The sequence below is a fragment of the Pseudoflavonifractor gallinarum genome (genome assembly GCF_014982855.1).
In the GTDB taxonomy this organism is placed as follows: domain Bacteria; phylum Bacillota; class Clostridia; order Oscillospirales; family Oscillospiraceae; genus Pseudoflavonifractor_A; species Pseudoflavonifractor_A gallinarum.
Genome location: NZ_JADCKF010000019.1, coordinates 1 through 22,525 on the forward strand (window position 1 = coordinate 1; position 22,525 = coordinate 22,525).

At 57.8% G+C, this 22,525-nt stretch carries 17 protein-coding genes and 1 tRNA gene; 11 read left to right on the forward strand and 7 right to left on the reverse strand.

All coding sequences use genetic code 11. The features are described 5' to 3' along the window. The first annotated feature begins 448 nt into the window (after window positions 1–448). Together INF37_RS15025 and INF37_RS15030 are read left to right on the forward strand one after the other, a co-directional pair. A complete protein-coding gene (locus INF37_RS15025) occupies window positions 449–1,081 on the forward strand; it encodes a redox-sensing transcriptional repressor Rex (protein WP_101693349.1) in 633 nt (210 codons plus the stop codon). Then, on the forward strand, window positions 1,078–2,208 hold the full coding sequence (locus tag INF37_RS15030) for a hypothetical protein (protein WP_101693348.1): 1,131 nt from the start codon (window positions 1,078–1,080) through the stop codon (window positions 2,206–2,208). The genes INF37_RS15025 and INF37_RS15030 overlap by 4 nt, the downstream gene beginning before the upstream one ends. Before the next feature lie 209 nt (window positions 2,209–2,417). On the opposite strand, the gene INF37_RS15035 is transcribed toward INF37_RS15030, so the two are convergent. Further along, window positions 2,418–3,497: a site-specific integrase gene (locus tag INF37_RS15035; protein WP_193539283.1), complete on the reverse strand. Its 1,080-nt coding sequence runs from the start codon at window positions 3,495–3,497 to the stop codon at window positions 2,418–2,420. Between the two features lie 76 nt (window positions 3,498–3,573). On the opposite strand from INF37_RS15035, the gene INF37_RS15040 reads away from it, so the two are divergent. Beyond that, window positions 3,574–3,741 (forward strand): hypothetical protein, encoded by a 168-nt coding sequence (locus tag INF37_RS15040; protein ID WP_193539285.1) that lies wholly within the window; start codon window positions 3,574–3,576, stop codon window positions 3,739–3,741. Window positions 3,742–3,838: 97 nt separating this feature from the next. Next, window positions 3,839–5,014: a YgeY family selenium metabolism-linked hydrolase gene (locus tag INF37_RS15045; protein ID WP_193539287.1), complete on the forward strand. Its 1,176-nt coding sequence runs from the start codon at window positions 3,839–3,841 to the stop codon at window positions 5,012–5,014. Window positions 5,015–5,074: 60 nt separating this feature from the next. Here the strand turns inward: INF37_RS15045 and INF37_RS15050 are convergent, their stop codons facing one another. Next, window positions 5,075–5,302, reverse strand: coding sequence for a heavy-metal-associated domain-containing protein (locus tag INF37_RS15050; protein WP_193539289.1), 228 nt, complete (start codon window positions 5,300–5,302; stop codon window positions 5,075–5,077). A 179-nt stretch (window positions 5,303–5,481) separates the two neighbouring features. On the opposite strand from INF37_RS15050, the gene INF37_RS15055 reads away from it, so the two are divergent. Both INF37_RS15055 and INF37_RS15060 read left to right on the forward strand, forming a co-directional pair. Continuing rightward, a complete protein-coding gene (locus INF37_RS15055) occupies window positions 5,482–5,631 on the forward strand; it encodes a hypothetical protein (protein WP_180956877.1) in 150 nt (49 codons plus the stop codon). Between the two features lie 176 nt (window positions 5,632–5,807). Further along, window positions 5,808–5,884: transfer RNA gene (locus INF37_RS15060), tRNA-Arg, on the forward strand. Window positions 5,885–5,920: 36 nt separating this feature from the next. On the opposite strand, the gene INF37_RS15065 is transcribed toward INF37_RS15060, so the two are convergent. Continuing rightward, entirely contained in the window at window positions 5,921–6,391 is a 471-nt protein-coding gene (locus tag INF37_RS15065; protein WP_193539291.1) for a TspO/MBR family protein, read from the reverse strand. A gap of 222 nt (window positions 6,392–6,613) precedes the next feature. On the opposite strand from INF37_RS15065, the gene INF37_RS15070 reads away from it, so the two are divergent. Continuing rightward, complete coding sequence (locus INF37_RS15070) at window positions 6,614–7,531, forward strand: glycosyltransferase family 2 protein (RefSeq protein ID WP_193539293.1); 918 nt, start codon at window positions 6,614–6,616, stop codon at window positions 7,529–7,531. Between the two features lie 112 nt (window positions 7,532–7,643). On the opposite strand, the gene uppS is transcribed toward INF37_RS15070, so the two are convergent. From uppS to INF37_RS15090, 4 genes are all read right to left on the reverse strand, one after another. After that, complete coding sequence (gene uppS, locus INF37_RS15075) at window positions 7,644–8,285, reverse strand: polyprenyl diphosphate synthase (protein WP_193539295.1); 642 nt, start codon at window positions 8,283–8,285, stop codon at window positions 7,644–7,646. A gap of 218 nt (window positions 8,286–8,503) precedes the next feature. Further along, window positions 8,504–12,421, reverse strand: a complete 3,918-nt coding sequence (locus INF37_RS15080; protein ID WP_193539297.1) for an S-layer homology domain-containing protein — start codon at window positions 12,419–12,421, stop codon at window positions 8,504–8,506. Window positions 12,422–12,438: 17 nt separating this feature from the next. Then, a complete protein-coding gene (locus INF37_RS15085) occupies window positions 12,439–13,800 on the reverse strand; it encodes a hypothetical protein (protein ID WP_193539299.1) in 1,362 nt (453 codons plus the stop codon). A 407-nt stretch (window positions 13,801–14,207) separates the two neighbouring features. Continuing rightward, window positions 14,208–14,933 carry a FadR/GntR family transcriptional regulator gene (locus tag INF37_RS15090; protein WP_193539301.1) on the reverse strand — a complete coding sequence of 242 codons (726 nt, stop codon included), beginning with the start codon at window positions 14,931–14,933 and terminating at the stop codon, window positions 14,208–14,210. 266 nt (window positions 14,934–15,199) lie between these two features. On the opposite strand from INF37_RS15090, the gene ilvD reads away from it, so the two are divergent. The 4 genes from ilvD (at window position 15,200) to INF37_RS15110 (ending at window position 22,519) form a co-directional block, all read left to right on the forward strand. Further along, entirely contained in the window at window positions 15,200–16,900 is a 1,701-nt protein-coding gene (gene ilvD / locus INF37_RS15095) for a dihydroxy-acid dehydratase (protein WP_193539303.1), read from the forward strand. After that, window positions 16,897–17,856 carry a 3-hydroxyacyl-CoA dehydrogenase family protein gene (locus INF37_RS15100; protein ID WP_101693340.1) on the forward strand — a complete coding sequence of 320 codons (960 nt, stop codon included), beginning with the start codon at window positions 16,897–16,899 and terminating at the stop codon, window positions 17,854–17,856. The genes ilvD and INF37_RS15100 overlap by 4 nt, the downstream gene beginning before the upstream one ends. Further along, window positions 17,853–21,365: a pyruvate:ferredoxin (flavodoxin) oxidoreductase gene (gene nifJ, locus INF37_RS15105; protein ID WP_193539305.1), complete on the forward strand. Its 3,513-nt coding sequence runs from the start codon at window positions 17,853–17,855 to the stop codon at window positions 21,363–21,365. The genes INF37_RS15100 and nifJ overlap by 4 nt, the downstream gene beginning before the upstream one ends. Before the next feature lie 86 nt (window positions 21,366–21,451). Next, entirely contained in the window at window positions 21,452–22,519 is a 1,068-nt protein-coding gene (locus INF37_RS15110) for an MBL fold metallo-hydrolase (RefSeq protein ID WP_101693338.1), read from the forward strand. The last annotated feature ends 6 nt before the right edge of the window (window positions 22,520–22,525 follow it).

The following is a 22,525-nucleotide window of genomic DNA, read 5'->3' on the forward strand; positions in this document are numbered from 1 at the left end:
TGGGGCAACAAGAAATACATGAATATGAAGCACCTGGAAGCAGCCTTTGAGGATGCCTCCATTGCTGGCTAACTTCATTCATGCCAGGGGCTGTAAACCAATTTGCGCAAAACTCTTGACACTACCTCTCCTACTTATAAAAAGCGGGATTTTTATAGATTTTTTATAATAGCCAGACCAAAGGGGAAGTCCTCACGGGATTTCCCTTTTTGTTTTGTGAAGTTCCATACCGAACATCTCGTTTGTGTCCGGTTTGACGGAAAAAGGATGTTCTGTCTGCGGTGTGGAGACATGCCGTCTTTTCATAGATATGTTGGATGGTTTCCCGGGAAAATCATTTGCAGAAGTGTGTGTGACATGGTATACTAATCAATTGGAATGGAGTGACCTGACCGGCACTTGCGGTGCCCTTCAGGCAGGGAAACAAACATAAGCGAGCGTGATATGGATGCGGAAGCAAAATGTGTCGGGAGCGGTGATCCGGAGATTGCCGCGGTATTACCGGCATTTGAATGAACTGAACCAGGCCGGCGTGGTGCGGATCTCCTCCAGCGCCCTGGGAAAGTCCATGGGACTGACAGCCTCCCAGATCCGGCAGGACCTCTCCTGTTTCGGGGAGTTCGGACAGCAGGGCTACGGCTATAATGTGGACAATCTGCTCAATGAGATCGTGGATATTTTGGGCATGAACCGGGGCCATACGGCGGTGATCCTCGGCGTGGGAAACCTGGGGCGTGCTCTGATCGAGAATTTCAACTTTGGCTGGAGCGGATTCCATCTCAATGCGGCATTTGACGTGCGTCCGGAGGTCGTGGGACAGATCATGGCCGGGACGCCGATTTTTCATATAGACCAGCTGGAGAACTATTTGCGGGAGCATCCCGCCAGCGTGGGCGTGCTCACCGTTCCCCGCAGCATTGCGGAGGAGATGGCGGACCGTTTGGTCAAATCCGGTGTGAAAGGAATCTGGAATTTTACGAATACAGAGCTGAATATCCGGGAAGAGGGAATCTTCATTGAGAATGTACATTTCTCTGACAGCCTTCAGACCCTGAGTTATCTGATTTCGGAGGATGCATGAAGCGAGCGTGGGCGTTTTTACTGATTGCGGTGGTCCTGATCGGCAGCGGCCTGGCCTATGCGGCGGGCGGCTCGGCGGAGGACCCGCTGGTCTCACTGAGTTTTTTGAACGGGACGTATCTGCCTGACGTACTCTCGCAGGCAGAGAAACGGATCGAGACCCGCACGCAGACCACCTATGACCAAGTCTTCCAGGAGCTGAATCAGGCCTACCAGGAGAATCTGGCCGAGGCAGGCGGAAGCAGCGGACTGCGGGATGACCGCTATAAGGAAGGGGATGTGCTCTCCGTTTCCACGGGATCGGGGCTGCTCTTCCTGGCCGGGGAGGCAGCTGTAACCTACTCCGCCGGTGCGGTAGTGGATGTGACGGCGGGGAATGTGGTGCCCTCCGGGCAGCGGCTCACCCCGATGCACCGCTATCTGGCTGCGGAAGGGACCTCTGCCGTGGTCTCCATCGTGAGTGAGACGGCCGTGGTCAGTACCGAGGGGGTAGTCACCCTCTCGCCCAGCGCAGCCACCGACTACAATGCCCTGGCGGAGGCGCTCCAGCAGATGGGTATGTTTGCGGGGACCGGGACGGGATATGGCTCCGGGTATGACCTGGAGAAGATCCCCACCCGCATTGAGGGCCTTATCATGTTCCTCCGTATGATTGGGGAGGAGAAGCAGGCCCAGGCCTATACCGGTGCGTGCCCCTTTGTGGATGTGCCCGACTGGTGCCGCAGCTATGTGGCCTACGCCTATGAAAAGGGGTATGCCGCCGGCGTGGGGCCCACCGCGGAGGGAAAGCCCGCCTTTGGACCGGAGCGGACCATCGGCGCGGGGGAGTATCTCACCTTCCTGCTCCGCGCCCTGGGATATCGGGACAGCGGGAGCAACCCGGACTTTACCTGGCAGACGGTTCTGCCCAGAGCGCGGGAGCTGGGTGTGATCACACCGGGCGAGTACACACTGCTGAGCAGCAGTACGTTTCTGCGGGCCCATGTGGCATACCTTTCCTACTTCGGGCTGGATGCCACCTGTAAGGAGGGCGGAACCCTGCTGGAATCTCTGAGCGCCTCCGGCGCACTGGACGGGGAACAGGTCAAAGCGATCCGCAGTCAGGTCACGGTAAGTCGGATCGCCTAATAGCAAGCCACTGGCGTGGAGTGCTCACAGGAGCGCTCCACGCCTTTTTCTGTCTCTGCACCATCTGCCCCCGCCGGCATAGTATGGACTGTGGCCGACAGAGTCCCGAGGGCATCGGACCACCACAATTTTTCAGGAGGTACTCATTATGGGTTGTAACAATGACCGCTTTGGGGAACGAACTGCACCGCAGGGGAGAGAGGGAGCGGTCAGTCCGGCGGCGAAGCAGGAGCGTAACGGCTTTCCCAGACGGTGAGTGCGTCCACCAGCTGCCGCTGTTTGTCAGGGTAGAGGTGGGCATAGGTGCCGAGCGTGGTCTCGATTTTCTCATGCCCCAGCCGCTGGGCCACCAGAATGGGAGGAAAGCCCTGCTCAATGAGAAAGGAGGCGTGGGAATGCCGCAGATCGTGGATGCGGATGCGCTTCACGCCGGAGCGGGCGCAGCCTCTGGCCATCCGGCCTCGGATCAGGTGCTCCGTAAAGGGGAAGAGCCGCTCCTGGGGGAGACAGCCGGTCTGCGCGATGTAGTCCTCCACCTGCCGGGAGAGGGCGGGGGTGATGTAAATGGTCCGGCGGCTGTTGGGAGTCTTGGGCGGGGAGAAGAAATCCTGTCTGTGGCGGCGCTGATAGGTCCGGCGGATGGAGATACTGTGCGCGGAGAAATCAAAGTCCGCCGGGGTGAGGGCCAGAAGCTCTCCCACCCGCATCCCAGTCCAGAACAGCAGGGAGAACAGGAGCCGGGAGAGGGGGTCCTCCGCCACAGCGGCGAGAAAACGGTGAAACTCCTCCACCGTCCAGAAGGACATATTTCCCCGGCTGCGCCGTCCCAGGGACCCGGCCAGCCGGCAGGGATTTTCCGGCAGGCCGTAATAGCGCACCGCATAGCCGAACAGGGCGGAGGCCTGGCTGCTGATGGAGCGCAGGTAACCGGGGGAGAGCGCCTGCCGGAGCAGCTCACCCTGCCAGGTGCGCAGAACGGCGGGCGTGACCTCCCGCACCGGCAGAGCCCCCAGAGCGGGGAGCACGTATCGCTCCAGCAAAAATTCCTTGGTCTCTGCGGTGGAGGGCCGGAGCCGAAGCCGGAAATCAGCCCGGTAGTGCTGGTAGAGAGTCTCCACCGTCATGGCAGGGCCGGTATTCTGGCGGTCCAGAAAGGCCCGCTCATAGGATTTGGCGTCGCACTGACGGGGAAAGCCCTCTTTCTTATGCTGACGGACCGCGCCGGTCCAGTCCCGGTAGCGGACCGAGACATACCAGCGCCTGCCGTCTTTCATTTTGGCCACAGACATGGCGGAAACCTCCTCTTGACGGGTATGGGGCATAGGAAGCGCACGGGCGGCATTCAATGGCTGTGAGGTGAATGAGATGAGAATGCTGGGTGCGGAGGACGTGATGGTCCTCCTGAGCGTGAAAAAGAGCAGCGCCTATGGGGTGATCCGGCAGCTCAACGAGGAGCTGCGGGAAAAGGGGTATCTGACCGTCCGGGGCAAGGTGCCGGAGAAATATCTGCGGGAGCGCTTTTACGATCTCTGACGGGGGAGCGGTTGCGCGAAACGGTCCTGATATGCTATACTGCCGGTATCAAAAAAATATGCCGCCAGGGCGGAGATGGAAGAGGGAGCGAGTGGATATGACAAGAGAGGAACAGCTCATTTCGTTTTGCAGAGAGGCCATCCGGATTCCCAGCTTTTCCGGACGGGAGGAGGGCGTGGCCCGCCTGATGAAGCAGCGGATGGAGGAGTACGGCTTTGACGAGGTGATCATAGACCGGTACGGAAGCGTCCTGGGCTGCATCCGGGGCAAGCGTCCGGGACGGACCATTCTGATGGACGGACACATCGATCATGTGGATGTGATCGACGCGGAGGAGTGGGAGCACGACCCCTTCGGGGCGGAGATCGTGGACGGACGGATCTACGGCCGGGGCGCCTCGGATATGAAGGGAAGCGTCACTGCCATGATCTCCGCCGCGGCCCATTTTGCCCAGGACAGCGGCCGGGATTTTGCCGGAGAGGTGTGGGTCTCCTGTACGGTGCATGAGGAGTGCTTCGAGGGAGTCTCCTCCCGGGAGATCACCCGCCTGTGCCACCCGGACTTTGTCATCATCGGAGAGGCCACTTCCACCACGGTGAAGATCGGCCAGCGGGGCCGCGCCGAGGTGGTGGTGGAGACGGAAGGTGTGAGCTGCCACTCCTCCAACCCGGAGAAGGGAGTCAACGCAGTCTATCATATGATGGCTGTCCTGGAGGAAATCCGGGCCATCGTGCCTCGTGAGCACCCCATTCTGGGAAAAGGCATTCTGGAGCTGACTGACATCGTCTCCGCTCCCTATCCGGGCGCGTCGGTGGTGCCCGCCCGGTGCCGGGCCACCTTTGACCGCCGGACCCTGGTGGGGGAGGACGAGAGCGTCATTCTGGGCCAGGTGGAGGAGGCCATCCGCCGGGCTGCCGCACGGGTGCCCGGCCTGCGCGCCCATGCCTACCTGGCGGAGGGGAGAGAGAAGGCCTGGACCGGGGAAACCATCGCCGCCAAGCGCTATTTCCCCGCCTGGCTGATGGCTGAGAAGGACGCGGACGTCCAGAAGGTGCTGGCCGGCCTGCGCAAGGCAGGGATCGAGGCGCCCATCTCCCACTTCTCCTTCTGCACGAACGGGAGCCATTTCTGTGGAGAGGCCGGGATCCCGGGCATCGGATACGGTCCCTCGCTGGAATCGCTGGCCCACGTCCGGGACGAGTACATCGAGATCGCGCAGCTCACCAAGGCGTGCAAGGGGTTTGCCTGCATCCTGGAACAGCTGACCTGCTGAGTTGCAAAACGCCCCCGCCTGCCGGAAGCAGGCGGGGGCGTTGTCATAGCAGATCAGGCCTCAGAAGGAGAGAGCCGTACTGGACTGATATCCCATGTCCGAGAGTTTTTGACGGATCTGGGGCTGCTGAATGCCCGAGGCATCGTACTGTACTGCCACCTGCTGCCGGCGTATGCTGACCTGAACGGACAGAACGCCCGGAGTGGTGTTGAGCTGCTGCATGATCTGTACAGCGCCCCGAGTCCCATTCAGATTGGCGATGGAAAAATAGGCGTGTTGAGAATCCATAAAAAGCACCTCCGGATACAGTTTGTCCCAAAAATTCCGGTGTCATGCCCTGAGAGTGCAGCGTAACGGCTGCGTAACAGGAGAAGGTGCAGCGGGTACAGGGAGATGGAATGGATGGAAGGAGCGGCATGATTTGGACATCACGGAAAGAGCGGCAGACGACGCCTTGGAGGGCGCCATTGGGTTGTAACAATGGTTTTGGCGGCGGCTGCCTGTGGATCGTGCTCATCATCATCGTTCTGTGCTGCTGCTGCGGCTGTGGCTCCGGCTCCGGCAATAGCTGTGGCTGCGGTAACTGCGGCTGCAACAACAATAACGGCTGCTGCTGAGCGGCAAAAAGAGACTCACTTCTGTACGATAGCCGGTAACGGCAGCCCCACGGCGGAGACCTCCGCCGTGGGGCTTTTTCAAAAAAATCAATTTTTTTGAAAAAAGGGCTTGCAATCTGTCGGAGAGTGTGCTATTATAAGTAAGCTGTCAGCGACGGGGGATCGCGAAACGGTATGCGGCTGTAGCTCAGCTGGATAGAGTGTTTGGCTACGAACCAAAAGGTCGGGGGTTCGAATCCCTTCAGCCGTACCAAAAAGGCTCTGGAACGCAAGTTCCAGAGCCTTTTTGTCATATGCGGTTGAGCCACCAGACCCCCAGATTGAGGTATGCGGCAAAGATCAGCCAGAGCAGATAGGGGATCTGGAGGAGTGCGGCCGTGTGGTCCAGCGGGTAGAAGAGCGCGATCATCCAGGCCACCAGGCCGATGAGAAGCAGGATCCAGAAAAAAGCGGGCAGCAGCCATCCCCAGCGGAAGAAGAGCAGGGGCCACAGGAAGTTTACCAGCAGCTGAAGCGCATACAGGACCAGGGCCTGTTCCCGCCCCGGGAGCTTACTTCGCCAGATGCGGTAGGCCGAGTATCCCATCAGAAGGAAGAGGATGGTCCATACAATGGGAAAAACGGTACCGGGCGGGGAGAGGGGCGGGCGCTGCCAGACCTCATAATGTTCCATGCTGTTCCGGGTCAGGAGAGCGGACAGACCGCCCACCAAAAGCGGGATGGCCAGGTGTGCAAGAAGAGCTTTCCAGGATGCTTTCATGGCGATACCTCCGATCAAGATGGGGCATTCATGCAAAATTTATGTCAGGGATAAGAGAAACAGAACGTGGTATGCTGATTTAGGATAGCCCAACGGGATACGCCCTATGTATCCGGGCAGCAAATGGGCAGATGTTTACAAAATGTCCCTTGATTTCGCATGGGAGGTTCTTTATCATCGTAACAGCGCAGTGTGCGCAGACGAAAACAGAGGAGGATGGGCATGGAGCGACCGCTGGTCAGCATTATTGTGCCGGTTTATCGGGTAGAACGGGAGATTGCGCGGTGTCTGGAGAGTATCCGGACACAGAGCTGGGAGAAAATAGAGGTATTGCTGGCCAATGACGGAAGCCCGGATCACAGTCTGGAGATCTGCCGGCAGTTTGCCGAGCAGGACAGCCGTTTTCAGGTGCTGGATCTGCCCCATCGGGGTGTTTCTGCCACCCGAAATACCGCTATTTCCAGAACGAGCGGGAAATACATTCAGTTTGTGGATGGGGACGACTATTTGCCTTCTGACGCCACGGAGTGCCTGGTACGGGCAGCGGAATCCACCGGTGCAGATCTGACAGTGGGCCACTTTTACCGTGTCTCGGGGGAGCATATGGCCGTCAGGGGGCATATTAAGAAGCGCTGTGTTCTGACACTGGGCGAATACGCCACGGAGATGCGAAAGGCGCCGGCCAACTATTACTATGGTGTGCTCTGGAACAAGCTATACCGGCGCAGCATCATCCAGCGGGAAGAGCTGAAGTGCCCGGAAGGGCTGAGTTGGTGCGAGGACTTTTTGTTTAACCTGGAATATCTGCGGCATGTGCGCCTGGTGGCGGCAGTACCCGATCCGGTCTACTATTACGTGAAGCGCCCGGAGAGCCTGGTCGTGACACAGGCCACGGTACGCAATACCATTGAGATGAAGCGGGTCACATTTTCCTACTATAAAAAGCTCTATCAGGCGCTGGATCTGTACGAAAAACAGAAGATGCAGGTCTATGGCTACCTGATCTCTGGGGCTGTAGACGGGATCACGCTTCCGGATTTCCCGGCCCGCCTGAGAGAAGTGTTTCCCGCGAAAAAGCCGCGTGGCAAGACACGGCGGGGACGCACCCGGACCAGGACGAAAATGCGGCTATGGGAGTAGGGGAGCGGTACGGAGAACAGGATTCCTCCTGGATTCCGCGGGAGAAGCATAAAGCCGGAGCATCCATATTATAGATGCTCCGGCTTTCGTAATAGAGGAGGGGAACCGATGGTTAACCGCCCAGAGTCACATCCTGCTTTTGATACCATTGCAGCGCCTGAGCGAAGTCCTCTGCTTGAAAATCAGGCCATAGCCGATCCACAACAAAGAAATCCGCATAAACGGACTGCACCGGCAAGAAGCCGGATAATCGGCGCATTCCGCCCCAACGGATCACCAGATCAACCCGTGAAATATCATGGGAATGAAGTTCCCTGCAAATGTTCCGGCGATTTCTGCCGGGATGATCTAACCCGGCGAGATCCCATTCCCACCCATAGTTCACCAGAAAATTGACACGAGTGCCGCCGCCATTGAAGTCGGTTCGCGTGGTATATGGCAAGAGTTCGTTCGGAAATGTAGAGGCATCTTTGTCGCCCACGACAAGGAGTGAAACAGGTTCCGATGCGATCAGATTTACTGCGTCAACACAGGCCTTGGAAAAAGCCTTGACTTGTTCCGGAGGTCGTCCGCAGTTATCGGTTGTAAAACCATAGTAAGTGATTTCCTGGATCCCTGCATCCTTTGCCAGTCTCAACAGATCCAAGCCAGGCTTCAAACCGTGGGTATAGCCGTCCTTCTTTTGTAGTCCTGCACATTTGGCCCAACGCCTGTTTCCATCTGGAATAATTCCGATGTGCTTTGGAATTCGCATATCATCACCTTCTTTCCTTTAGTATTTGCTTTTTCTTCCATTATGATACATGGAATAAAAAGTGGCTTTTGCAGAGTATGCAGGGGATCCAGGTTTTGAAGGAGAAAAAGACCGCCGGTACATACCGACGGTCTTTCTGTTTTGGTCCGAGTATCGTGATAGGGATTACTTGGAATTTTATCATGGTTTGATGGGCCCTTGAAGATGCGGGGGAGGAGTTAGTCTCCAAAGTACCGGTAGAGGAAGGTGACCACCTGGCTGCGGGTGCAGACCATGTTGGGGGAGAAGGTGTCCTTCCCGGTGCCGCTGGTGATTCCCTCCTTCACAGCCCAGCTCACCGGCAGAAAGTAATAGGAGGTGCTGCTGACATCCCGGAAGTCTGTTCCGTCCATGACCACCTCAGTGGGGAAGTGGCTGCGCCACAGGAAGGTGACCACCTCGGCCCGGGTGCAGGTCTTGTCAGGGGAGAAGTGGCTCTTGTCGGTACCGGAAGTGATGCCATACTCCGCCGCCCAGAGGACGGCGTCCCGGAAGTAGTCGTCGTTCTCCACATCCACAAAGGGATTGCTCTGAGCGCGGGCGCTGGACTCATCCAGGGAGAGCGCCCTCCACAGAAGGGTGACTACCTCGGCCCGGGTGCAGGGGCGGTAGGGGGAGAAGGTGTTGGCCCCGGTCCCGGTGGTAATGCCGTTCTCCACCGCCCAGACCACCGCGTCGTAGAAGTAGTCGTCAGAGGAGATGTCGTCGAAGAAGCGGACGCTGTCGGGCTTCTGGGAAACGGTACCGTTGGTGGATGACTCGTTCTTGTCGCCGGTAGATGGCTCGTTCTTGCCGCCAGTGGATGGCTCATTCTTGCCATCAGCAGTGACGCTCAGGTCCTTGCCCGGCTCCACCTGCTCCGTCCAGGTCTTGCCGTTTTCACAGGTCACGGTGACTGTGCCGCTCTCCCCGCCGGAGAAGCGGACGGTGTCGTCAGTCCGGTTCACGCGGACGCCGTCTTTGGCAGTGCCAGAGAAACGGGTAGAGACAGTGCCGTTTTCCCCCTCGTAGGCACAGGTGATGGTCAGTGTTCCTTCGCCGGTGACATGGACGCTGTCCAACCCCTCCTTCAGGGTGAGGTCGGTGCTTCCGCCGTCGGCGTCGATGGTGTAGAAGGTCTCGTCGTCGGCAATCTCCGCCTGAGCCGTAAGGCTGGACAGACTCAAGGTGCCCTGGCCGGAGACCCAGGCGGCGTTGAGGCCCTGGAACCGGTTGGGATCAAAGACGGTGATATCTAAGCCTCCGTCCTTCAGGGTGGAAAAGTCATAGCCCGCAATGCTAACCCAGATATCATCCTCCTGCTGCATGGGGTAACTCCGACTGGTAAAGTAGGTGAGACCGTATTTCTGGAGTGCATCATCTATCAGGGACTCGCCTTGGACTCTGAGCTCCCCCTCGCCGCCTCTAAACTGTTCCCGATAGACCCAGAAAGGATCACTGCTCTCATAATTGTAGATGAGGATATAGCTTCCGATGATATCAGGATGATTGGGGTCGTATACATCGATGCGCATGTTGCCCTTTCCATCCGGTTCGGCGGCATAGGCGGCCAGGGCGTGGACATAGTCTGACGCGCCCTCCTGGGGCACCGAGATGATGACCACCGGCATAGCACCGATACCGCGCTCATAAGACTCCACTGCATCGATGAGCCCCGTCAGATCCTCCCGGTTCTCTTTTCGCTGGCGGACGATACTGTCGAAATACTGCCGGGCCTGACAGGCCTTGATCAGGTCCAGGGCTGTATAGCCCTTCATAGACCCGGTCAGAGGGGTGTCCTTCTGGACCTGTCCGAGCTCGGTACAGCCGGAGAAACCGATGTCCCCGATGCCGTCGCTGTTGATGAGGGAGACCAGCAGGGACATGCCGACACACAGACCATCTCCGCCTAATGTATCCGACTTGGCCGCCTTAAAGATGGCCTTCGCCCGGCTCTCCGAATAAAACTGCTCCAGGAACGCCTGGTCAAAGGGACTGTTGGGATTGCCAAAGCTCCAGAGCTGAAGGGGGAAGGTCTCGCAGTTGTAGGTGAGGATCTCCTTCCCCGTGTCATCCATGATCCGGAACTGGATCTCTCGTCCACTGGGGAGGTAGCCACCCACGCAGTCTTCCGGTCTAAACACAAAGTCAAAGTGGTGGGACTCTGCGATGGAACTACTGGTGTAGTAGTGGATGGTATCGGAGCGCCACAGCTGTGCTCCGCTTTCCCGGTCCATCAGGACCACATAACCTGGGTCACTGCCGTGCTCGATACCCGCATCCTCTTTGATATAAATATAAACTTTTGACTGTGCACCCGTCCACAGCGTATCCGTGTTCAGGCCGTTCTTTCCTCCTTCTATTCTGAATTCCACGTTCTTCACTTCGACCGTCACCGGGACGGTTACCGGACGGGTGAAAGTGATGGTTTTCCCGGTCTGGTCGTAGTCCCCGGTCTGGTCCTGGTAATAGGCCTGGATGGTGTAGGTGTAGGTCTGGCCCTCCTGGACCGACGTGTCCGTATACAGATAGTTGTGCGCCCCCACCTGGCTGATGCGCTGGTAGCTGCCGCCGGTGGTCTTGCGCAGGATATAGAAGCCATCCACGGTGTGAGGTTTGTCCGGCACCTCCAGAGGCAGGGTCCAGGAGAGGGATATTCCCTCCTCCGTGCAGGCCGGCTCGTCCAAAATTGGAGTGGGGATCGCGCCGGAGGGGGGCTGGGTGGTAGAGCCGCCAGAGAGATCCATGCTTTTCAGAACGGGGTATAAGTAGCTGCCGCTGCCCATAGTCCATACGCTGTCAAAGTTAAAGCCGCCGAAGCTGCCGCTGTTTTTCATCTGGTCGGCGGTCAGGGAGCGGATGTTGTTGAGGGTGGGAGTGCCGTTGACCTTCTCATAGGCGGGCAGGTCGCCGGCCAGATAGTAGCAGTTGGAGGAGATACCCATAACTTCCCCAAATAGAGCGCCGCAACCATAAGCTCCGGCCAAAGCGCCGGCAGTGGCCGGGTTGTCCAAATGCACGTACCCCACGTTGTAACTGTTATCCGCATGGCCGTTCTCGGCGGTGATTCCCCCGACATAGGAGGCGCCATCGGCAGTGATATCGCCGCAGTTGAAGCAGTTACTGATGTTGGCGGTGGTAGCGGTAATACCGCCTAGTCGTGAGCGGGAGACGGCACCATTTCCCACCATCTGGATATCCGCGGCATTCATACAGGACTCGATTTCAGGTGTCCAAAGTCCGCTGACAATGCCGCCGATATTGGCATATTGGTCGTACTGAGTAATGGAGCCGTAGTTCTGGCAGTTGGAGATGGTCCCCTCTGCCATGCCGCTGATTCCACCGACATAAGTTGCATAACCAGAGGTTTCAATGGAGCCACTGTGGATACAGCCGGTGATGGTCAAATTACTGTAGTTGGATTGACCGATAATACCGCCTACCAGCGGCTCGTTATAGCTGCTACCCGCATTGGTGGAGCGGATGCTGCCTGCCATCCAGCAGTATTCTACCGGTTTTTCGTTGCTGTGATTTCCTACGATACCGCCGATCATATTGGCGTTGCTGTCGATATCCCCCTGAAAATAGCAGTTGGAGATGGTGGTGTCACCTTTGGCATAAGCGACGATGCCGCCAATGATTCCTGACCACTGATTTTCATATTGCGCGTGGATGGAGGCATTTTCGATGCCCAGATTCCGGATTTCTGCTCCGCTACTTCCGGCAGCTGTATAGGAGAACAGGCCGTTGACGCCATTCAGGCTGGAGATCACATGGCCGTTGCCCTCAAAAACACCGGTAAAGGTCGCTTCGGAATCGTTGCATAAGGGAGTCCAGTCATAGCCGGACAGATCAATGTCGGCCATCAGAATGTAGTTGCCGTTGGGAGCGTCTGAGATGGCCAGCAGGTCAGTGGCGGTGTACACGCCGGTGTATCCGGTGGGGACCTTCGTGACCTGGGAAACCGGTACGAGAAAGTCGTCCAGCACCGGTGCGGCGAGTTTGGGGGAGCTTGCCGCCTCCGCTTTCGGCACCAGCCCGCCCAATGGCGTACACAGCCCCAGAGCCAGGGCCAGTGCGGTCAGAATGCTTAGGATTCGTTTTTTTCTGTCTCTCATGTTCCTATCTCCTTCTCTCATGTTCTGCAGGTCCTCCCCAGTGTCTCCAGCGTCTCCGCCGTTTCCTCTGCCCCCAGAGCCTGGGCGCTGGCGGGCAGATGGGTGAGCCAGCCGTGGAAGGCCCGGCACAGGTCGGGCTCCTTCACCTGGACGGAGCAGAAGCCATCCTGGAGCGGGAAGCGCTCCGTGGTAAAGAAGCCCACGCCCGAGCGCTGGGAGGTGGTCATGCTCAGGTAGTCGGGGAAGGTCCCCGGCGACAGGATGCGGCCGGTGATGTCCCCGCTGCGGATGTGTCCGGCCAGGGCGTTCAGAAGCTGCCGCCGTACCTCCGGCGGGAAGGGGGCCACAAAGGCCACCGGGAAGTCGTCCAGGGAGCCGGTTTGGCAGAACCGCTCCACGGTTCGCAGCTTTCCAAATCGCTTCCGTGCTACACCCTCCAGCCGGTCGTGGAAAGGCAGTTCGGCGCGCAGATACTGGCCAATGGTGGCCTCATCATAAAACCGTCCGAAGCAGGGTTGATCCATGATCATGTAGAAACCATCCATATCGGTGCAGCCGTCATAGGACTCCAGGATCTCTACCGGATCGGAGGTGTATTGGATCAGGGGATGGCACCGCTCCAGCAGGGTCTGAAAGTGCCGATGATAACCCTCTACCTGATCTGCGCCCCGTAGGAGCATAGCCTGTCCGCCATCCTCGGAGAGACAGACCACGCAGCTGTGGGTGACCAGAAAATAGGGGTAGGGATCGGTGTACCGGGCGGTCAGGGTATTATCGTAGTAATAGTAGGGGTGGTAGTGCCGCTTGGACAACAGGCAGATGGGGAAGATACTGCAAAAGCACTTTAAATTATGGAGATTGATGTCCTCCAGAGAGCCGGAGGCATCAAATGCGATGATCTGACGCACATCTGCTCCCATACGGCCGTCCAGATACCGGCGCAGCAGCTCCCCGGCCAGGAAGGCGTCGGTAGGGGGGACCGTGAGTTCTACCCGGGCGTCCGGTCGGGTGAGCTCCTGGGAGAGCACCATGCGCAGTAAAGGCTGCACATTGGTGGTGGCGGTAAAGATGGACCGCTGCCCGGCATAGCCATCCAGGTCCAGCAACAGCCGGCTCTCCTCGAAGGCCGGTGGAGTGAAGTCCAGTTCGGTCAGGTCAGAAAACATCCGGCCCACCATCTCCCGAGAACGGCGGATGCCTTCTTTTTCAAACTGGGCGTCGTAATAACCGCGCAGCCGGCTCTCCTCTCTCGGGTTTAGGCGCAAGTGGTAAATGAGACTGTCCAGAGCGGCATAGGGCAGTACCCGCTGACCGGCCAGAGTTTTGGAGAGAGCCGTTCGCTCTACACCGGAAAGCCGGGACAAGGCAGAGATTGACATCTGCTTTATTTCCAGCAGTTCTCGGAGATATTGACTGAATAAGAGCATGCCTGTCCCCCCTAAAAGATTAGAATTGAGATTAAATTCAGTATAGCACAGGGCCTTTTGAAATGGTGTGCACGATGCTTGTTTTTTCTTTGCACAGTTTGAAGCTCAGTTTCTTCTTCTGAGAGATCTGGCGCTTGCTGCAGCCCTCGGTAAGGTGACTGCCGGAACCAGTACTGTGTGCTGCAAGGGGCTGACCAATATGAGAAAAGGCGTAGCATTCATGCTACGCCTTCACACAGAGTGCCATATAGATTTGAATATAAAAATGCGAAGTATCATCCAAAGAACATTTCGGATCCTTTCATGATACTCCGCATGCGTTAATGGTTTGTCCACCGGAGATATCGGGGCACATACATTCACTTGGCAACCTGTTCAATGTGGGACAGATGTTCCTGCATCAGTTTGCCGGCCCGCTCAGAGTCGTTTGCCCGCAGAGACTCAATTAATGCCCTGTGGTCCTGTAAGGAAGTGTTCAGCAGGTTTTTGCCGAACTGCTCCTTTACAAACCGCTCATAGACAATGCGGATGGTATTGAAGGAGATCATCAGCAACTCATTGCCGGTAATCCGGGCCAGAGTAGAGTGAAACTGAAAATCCAGCTGGGTCAGAGTCTCCGGATCATCCCCATGTTTCTCCATCTCGGCCACAATGGACTCCAGCTCTACGATATCCTCCCGGGCAGCTTTCTGCGCAGCTAACTGGGCCACTCCTACCTCTACAATCCGCCGGTACTCTATCATATTTTGGGGCTGGGTATATTGAGCAATGGCATCAAAGTTCATAGCATTGCGCCGATCTGACTCTTTGCTGACACAAGTGCCTGTCTTAGTGCGGGTAATCAAGTGCAGCGTTTCCAAGGGCGCATAGGCTTCCCGCAGAGTGCTGCGTCCGATATTGAGCTTCTTGCACAGTTCGTTCTCGTTGGGAAAAGGGTAACCTTCGGGCAGTGCCCCGGAGAGAATAGCTTCCCGCAGTTTCTCAAACAGCTCCTCTGAAATAGCCCTCCGACTGGTGACGGTGAGATGGGAGAACACCTCGGAGGGAGAAAGGGGAGAGGTCTGCGGCTGCTGTACCTGGTTCATACAAACACTTCCTCATTTAAACACGGCCGCCCGCACCAGAAACAGGGGCGGGCACGCAGAAAAACAGTTTCATTTATTTTTTATTATACCTGTTTGTATGACATCATGCAATTTGAAAATAGCCGTCGATTTACACAATTTTCACAGATGCTATTGGCAATATGACTAAAATTATAGAGCCGTTAAATTAATGTTTGACATTTATGATAGATGTGATAATATTATTGCATGAAGTCAGACAACATATGTCAGAGGAGCTGAGGGATGTGACGTTGAGAAGCAGCACCAATTTGACCGGGACGGACAATGGGCTGTGCCGCTCCCTGTACAAGGCCATGGGGTATTCCGAGGAAGAACTTACGAACCGGCCTGTCATCGGAATTGCAAACTCTTGGAGTACCTTGGTTCCAGGCCATTACAACCTGCGGGAGCTGGCCGACTTTGTGCGCAAGGGGATCTACCGCGCAGGGGGAACGGTGGTGGAGTTCGGAGTTATCTCCTGTTGTGACGGGATTGCCAACGGCCACGAGGGGATGAAATATATTCTGCCTGCTCGTGAGGTGGTATGCAATTCGGTAGAGATCGAGGCCCAAGCGCACCGACTGGATGCCCTGGTGCTGCTGGCCTCCTGTGATAAGATCCTGCCTGGGATGCTTATGGCCGCTGCCCGATTGGATATTCCGACCATTGTGGTCACCGGAGGGGTAATGCAGGGAGGCGGGATGTTTGACGGGCGCAAATCAGATGCCACCTCCAATGATGAGGCCGCCGGCATGTACCATGCCGGACGCATTACCGCCGCTCAGCTGCGGGCCCTGGAGGATGTAAGCTGTCCAGGCTGTGGGTCCTGTTCCTTTTTGGGCACGGCCAACACCATGGCCTGTGTCAGTGAGGCTCTGGGAATGAGCCTTCCGGGCAGTGCCCTTATCCCGGCCGTCTGGGCTGACCGGCAGAGCAGCGCCTATGAGGCGGGCATCCGGATCTGTCAGCTGGTGGAGGCGGGGATTACCCCTCGAAAAATCCTGGATGAAAGGGCCCTGCGCAATGCGGTGCGGGTCGTGCAGGCCATCAGCGGCAGCACAAACGCAGTGCTTCATCTCAGCGCGGTGGCCTATGAGGCGGGATGGAGCGGAAGTGTCATGGATCTTTTTGACCAGATGTACCACACTACGCCCCACTTGGTAAAGGTGAATCCTGCGGCGGCCTATGATATGGAGGAGTTCCATCGTGCGGGTGGGATTCCACGGCTGATGGAACGGCTGGGTGATCTTATCGACTCCACCGCCCTCACCTGTACCGGACAGACGGTGGGAGAGAACCTGAAGGGGTACCACTACCTCTTCCCGGATAACCCGGAGCTCATCCGCACACGGGAGACTGCCTATGGCCTCCACGGGGGTGTGGCGGTGCTCCGAGGGAATCTGGCCCCCCACACAGCGGTTACCAAGCCGGGGGCATATGGACCTCATTTACAGCGATTCCGCGGAAAGGCCCGTGTGTTTAACCGGGAGGAAGCAGCGAACGAGGCTATCCTGGCCGGGACTGTTCAGCCAGGCGATGTGGTGGTCATCCGCTATGAGGGGCCCAAGGGGGGACCCGGTATTCGGGAGATGTACAAGGCGATGAAATTCCTCTATGGCCGAGGGTTAGCCGAGCAGACGGCCTTAGTCACCGACGGACGGTTTTCAGGCACCAACAATGGCTGCTTTGTGGGGCATATCTCCCCCGAGGCCGCCGAAGGGGGGCCTATCGCTCTGGTAGAGGACGGGGATGAGATTGTCATCGATGTGCCCGCCGGACGGTTGGACTTGCTGGTAGAGGAAGGTGAGCTGGCCCGCCGCCGGGCCAAGTGGACACCCCCGCCGGTGCAGGCCCCCAGAGGATATTTACAGTGTTATGCCCGGTGGGCCTCCTCGGCGGCCCAGGGCGCGGTCATCCATTGTGGAGAAGAGGAGGTAGAACGATGAAACAGGCAGCAGACATCCGGCATGTCGTATTGGCGGGATCCGGGGTGATGGGGGCATCCTTTGCCCAGATTTTTGCGGCCCACGGCTATTCCGTCACTCTTTACGACATTGCCAAGGAGGCGTTGGATAAGGCGGCCTCCCTCATCGCCATCAACCAAAAGGCCATGGTGGACCAGGGGGCCCTTACCCAGGAGGAGTCCAGGGACTTGGTGCAGCAGATCCGCTACACGACCGAGAAAGAGGTATTTACCCGTGCAGACTTCGTGCTGGAGGCCATTGTAGAGAAGATGGCGGTGAAGCATAGCTTCTGGTCTGAGGTATCCGAGCTGGTGGGAGAGGATGTCGTGCTGGCCACCAATACCTCCGGCCTCTCCATCTCTCAGATTGCCCAGGCCGTGAAGCATCCGGAGCGCTTTGCCGGGATGCACTGGGTCAATCCACCCCATCTCATCCCCCTGGTGGAGGTCATCGCCGGGGAGAAGAGCAGCCCGGACTGTCTGGAGACGATTCGTTCTCTGGCCCTCCGCTTGGAGCAGCACCCGGTGATGGTCCACAAGGATCCGCCCGGCTTTGTGCTCAATCGACTCCAGTATGCACTGCTGCGGGAGGCCTGCCACATTGTGGAGGAGGGGTATGCCAGCCTGGAGGACGTAGACAGCGTGATGAAATACGGCCTGGGGATGCGCTATGCCTGCTTGGGCCCCTTTGAGACCGTGGATTTTGGCGGGATCGATGTCTTTTACAATGTGGGCAGCTATCTCTTCGGCCAACTGTGTAACGACACCTGTGTGCCTCGAATCATCCAGGAGAACTTTGAAGCGGGCCGACTGGGAGTCAAGAGCGGTGCTGGTTTCCACGACTACAGCGGAGATAAGGCGGCCAAGGCCATCGCCAAACGGGATGCGGAATTTCTCAAACTGTCTCAGTGCCTGTTCGGAAAGAGAGAGGATGTATGAACCAGTATACTTACAAGGCGGCCATGGATGGGAACACAGCCGCTGCCCACGTGTCATACTTCTTCACCGAGGTAGCGAGTATTTTTCCCATCACCCCTTCGTCCCCCATGGCCGAGCAGGTGGACGAGTGGGCAGCGTCCGGACGTAAGAACCTATTTGGACAACCTGTCCGAGTGGTGGAGATGCAGAGTGAGGGAGGCGCTGCCGGTACCGTCCACGGCAGCCTGGGGGCGGGTGCCCTGACCACCACCTACACCGCATCTCAGGGGCTGCTGCTGATGATCCCCAACATGTACAAGATTGCCGGTGAGCTGCTCCCGGGCGTGTTCCATGTATCTGCCCGGACCTTGTCCGCCCATGCTCTGTCCATCTTCGGAGATCATTCCGATGTGATGGCCTGCCGCCAGACCGGCTTTGCCCTGCTGGCTTCTGCCAGTCCCCAAGAGGCGATGGATCTGGGTGCGGTGGCCCACCTGTCAGCAATCAAGGGACGAGTACCGTTCCTCCACTTCTTTGACGGATTTCGCACCAGCCATGAGATCCAGAAGATTGATGTGATCAAAGATGAGGCATTGGCGCCTCTGGTGGATTGGGATGCCATCCGGGCCTTCCGGGCCAGAGCCCTTAACCCAGACCATCCCTGCACCCGGGGCACTACGCAGAACCCAGACATCTTCTTCCAGCAGCGGGAGGCATCCAATCCCTTCCACAATGCGGTGCCCGGTATCGTTCAGGGCTATATGGACCAGATTTCCGCACTTACCGGCCGCAGTTACCACTTATTTGACTATTACGGAGCGGAGGAGCCCCGGGACATCATCATCGCCATGGGATCGGTGTGCGGTGCCATCATGGAGACAGTGGACTACCTCAATGCACAGGGGGGCAAGGTAGGTATGGTGGCGGTACGCCTTTATCGGCCCTTCTCGGCCGAACACCTGCTGGCGGCCATTCCCCCTTCGGTCGAGCGCATTGCCGTGCTGGATCGGACCAAGGAGCCCGGGGCAACCGGGGAGCCTTTGTACTCCGATGTATGCAATGTCTTTTACAGAGCAAACCCCGATATGCGCATCGTGGGCGGCCGATATGGTCTGGCGTCCAAGGATACCACTCCCGGTCAGATCCTCTCAGTTTATGAGAACCTGGCCAGCGACCAGCCCAGAAATGGTTTTACCATTGGTATCGAGGATGATGTCACCCATCTCTCTCTGCCCATGCTTCCTGACCCGGATCTCTCTGTCCCAGGGGATTTTGCCTGTAAAATCTGGGGCCTGGGGAGCGATGGAACCGTCGGGGCCAATAAAAACAGTGCCAAGATCGTGGGAGAAGCCACCGACCTGTATACCCAGGCCTATTTTGTCTACGACTCCAAGAAGTCAGGGGGCCTGACCCAGAGCCATCTGCGTTTTTCCCACAGACCGATCCGGGGTTCCTATCTGGTTACCCGGGCTGACTTGGTGGCCTGCCATACCCCTGCCTACCTCCGAGTTTATGACATGACTGCTGACCTGAAGCCTGGAGGCACCTTCCTGCTCAACTGTCCCTGGACCGACGAGGAACTGGAATGCCACCTGCCCGCTTCGTTCAAGCGGGGGCTGGCGGAGAAGAATGCCAAGCTCTGTCTCATTGATGCTGGAGAAATCGCCCAGCGCTTGGGATTGGGAGGACGAATCAACACGGTGCTCCAGGCGGCCTTCTTCCAGCTGGCCGGCTTGTTGCCCATGGACCAGGCGGCCCAGTTGATGAAGCAGGCCATCTACAAGACCTATTATAAAAAGGCGGGGCAAAAGGTAGTGGATCTCAACTGCGCCGCTGTGGATGCGGGGCTCAGCCAGCTGCGCAGCTTTCCCATTCCGGAGCACTGGGCCCAGGCTGAGGATGTACCTGTCCCTGTGCGCTCCGTCCCGACCTATGTAGAGAAAATGGCCAGTGTAATGAATCGTCAGCAGGGAGATCGCCTGCCGGTGAGTGCCTTTGTGGGGATGGAGGATGGCTCCTTCCCGCCAGGAAGCACTGCCTATGAGAAGCGGGGTACCGCCTATCAGGTCCCTTGCTGGCTGCCGGATCACTGCATCCAGTGTAACCGGTGTAGCCTGGTCTGTCCCCACGCGGCCATCCGTCCCTTCCTGCTGAATCAGGAGGAGGAAGACAAGCGCCCCGACACCTTTGTGACCCTGCCCGCCCGGGGCAAGGGATTGGAGAAATATACCTATCGGATTCAGATCTCCCCCTTGGACTGCACCGGCTGCGGCAGCTGCGTCAACTGTTGCCCGGCCCAGGAAAAGGCCTTAAAACTGGTTCCTCTGGACCAGGCCCGGGAAGAGGATGCCAACTGGACCTACGCGGTAGAGCAGGTGCAGGTGAAAAAGGACGCGGTGAGTGCCGCCAACGTAAAGTCCAGCCAGTTTGCTCAGCCGCTCTTTGAGTTCCCCGGAGCGTGTGCCGGCTGTGGGGAGACCCCCTACATTAAACTGCTCACCCAGCTATTTGGGGATCGGATGTACATTGCCAACGCCTCGGGGTGTTCCACCGCCTATGGCGGCTCCACGCCATCGACCCCCTATACCACCAACCGTGAGGGCAGGGGACCGGCCTGGGCCATGTCTCTGTTTGAGGATTGTGCAGAATATGCCTACGGTATGTTTCTTGCGGCTCAGCAGGAACGGGAGGCTCTGGCCGAGCCGGTTCGGGTACTGGCTCAGGCCGGTATAACAGAGGCTCAGGCCTACTTGGATACCGACGCCGCTCCCGCCGCCTCCGACGACCTGTTGGATGCCCTGGAGGGAGCCCAACTCACCGGGGAGGCCGCCCGTGCCGCCCAGATTGTCCTGGAGGGCCGATCCTATCTGGCGCGGAAATCGGTGTGGGCCTTTGGAGGAGACGGCTGGGCCTATGACATTGGCTTTGGCGGCCTGGACCACGTGCTGGCCAGCGGAGAAAATATCAACATGCTGGTGCTGGACACCGAAGTCTACTCCAATACTGGCGGTCAGTCCTCCAAATCTACCTCAGCAGGGGCAGTGGCCAAATTTGCCGCCGCCGGGAAGGAGACCGGCAAGAAGGATCTGGGACGGATCGCCATGAGCTACGGTTATATCTATGTGGCCCAGGTGGCTCTGGGAGCCGATCCAGAACAGTGCCTGCGAGCCATGCGGGAGGCGGAGGCCTATCCCGGCCCATCTCTCATCATTGCCTATTGTCCCTGCATCGAACATGGCCTCAAGTGCGGCATGAGATGCAGCCAGCAGGAGATGAAGCGGGCAGTGGAGGCGGGTTACTGGCATCTCTACCGCTACGATCCCACACGGGCCCAGGCGGGGAAGAATCCCTTCCAGCTGGACTCCAAGGCACCCACCGGCTCCCTGGAGGACTTTTTGCGGGGAGAGAATCGGTATGCCTCCCTGGCTCTTCGCTTCCCGGATCGAGCCCAGCGCCTGGAGGAGAAGGCCTGCCGGGATGCCCGGGCCCGCCGGACAGCCTATGAGATCCTGTCTCACCCCGAGACATAACCACGATTGGTTCCACCGCGCCCTAGGGCGCGATCCATAGAAGCTACCAACCATTCTATTTGATCAAGAAAGGAAGCTGAGTTACTATGGCAAACAACGTACCGAAGAGTGACGGACGGGGCATCATCTCTGGTGCCTATGTCAACCAGGATCACCCCATCGACCGGACCCAGTGGCTGGAAGACAGCTTCCCTGAGTGGGGGACCTTCCTCAACCAGGAGATTGAATCCTATCAGGTGCCCAAGGGACAGGTAAGCCTGTGGTGGTGCGGCGGCCCCTCCTGGGTGCTCAAGACGGATGAGGGGGGTATCTTCTTCATCGACCAGTACTGTGGACCATCCATGTACACCGAGCTCTATTACTGCGGAGTGTGCAAGCAATCGGGGGCTGATTCCATCAACTGGATCCGCCTCAATCCTCAGGTGATTGACCCCTGGCGGTTCAATCAGCTGGACGGAGTATTCTGTACGCATGCCCATCAGGATCACTGCGACCTGTATGCAGTCAAGGCTGCCCTCCAGACCACCAATGCGCCCTTCTACGGCCCGCCTACGGCAGTGGAGAAGCTCAAGGGCTTCGGTGTACCGGATGACCGAATCGTTCTGGCCAAGGTAGGGGAGAGCGTGAAGGTAAAGGGAGCCGAGGTGGAATTCCTCATCTGCTATGACCAGACAGCCATTAAGACTGGCGAGGGGGATGTGCTGCTGCCCTTTGAGCAGGCGGCCTGCTGTTACCTCTTCAAGACCAGCGCGGGCAACATTCTCTTCATGGGTGACACTTGGTACCATGACGGCTATGTGGCCATCCGGGACAAGTATGACATCGATGTGGCGATTTTCGACATGGGTTCCAACGCCCCCGGTGCCACCGACAAGATGACTCCCTACGACTGTGCCCGGGTGGGTCAGATCCTCCAGGCTAAAGTACTTATCCCCGATCACTACGACAACTGGGCCAATACCGCCGGGGACCCGGAACTGCTGGTCAAGCAGTTTGAGCGTATTGTCAGCGAGAACACTCCCGAGATCAAGACGATGATCATGCGCTGCGGCGGACGATTCAACTACCCCGCCGACAAGGACAAGGGACGCTACCGTTATCCCGATGGCAGCGAGAACTACGATTTCAGCAAGTCGGTCTTTGCCAAGAAATAGGAGGAA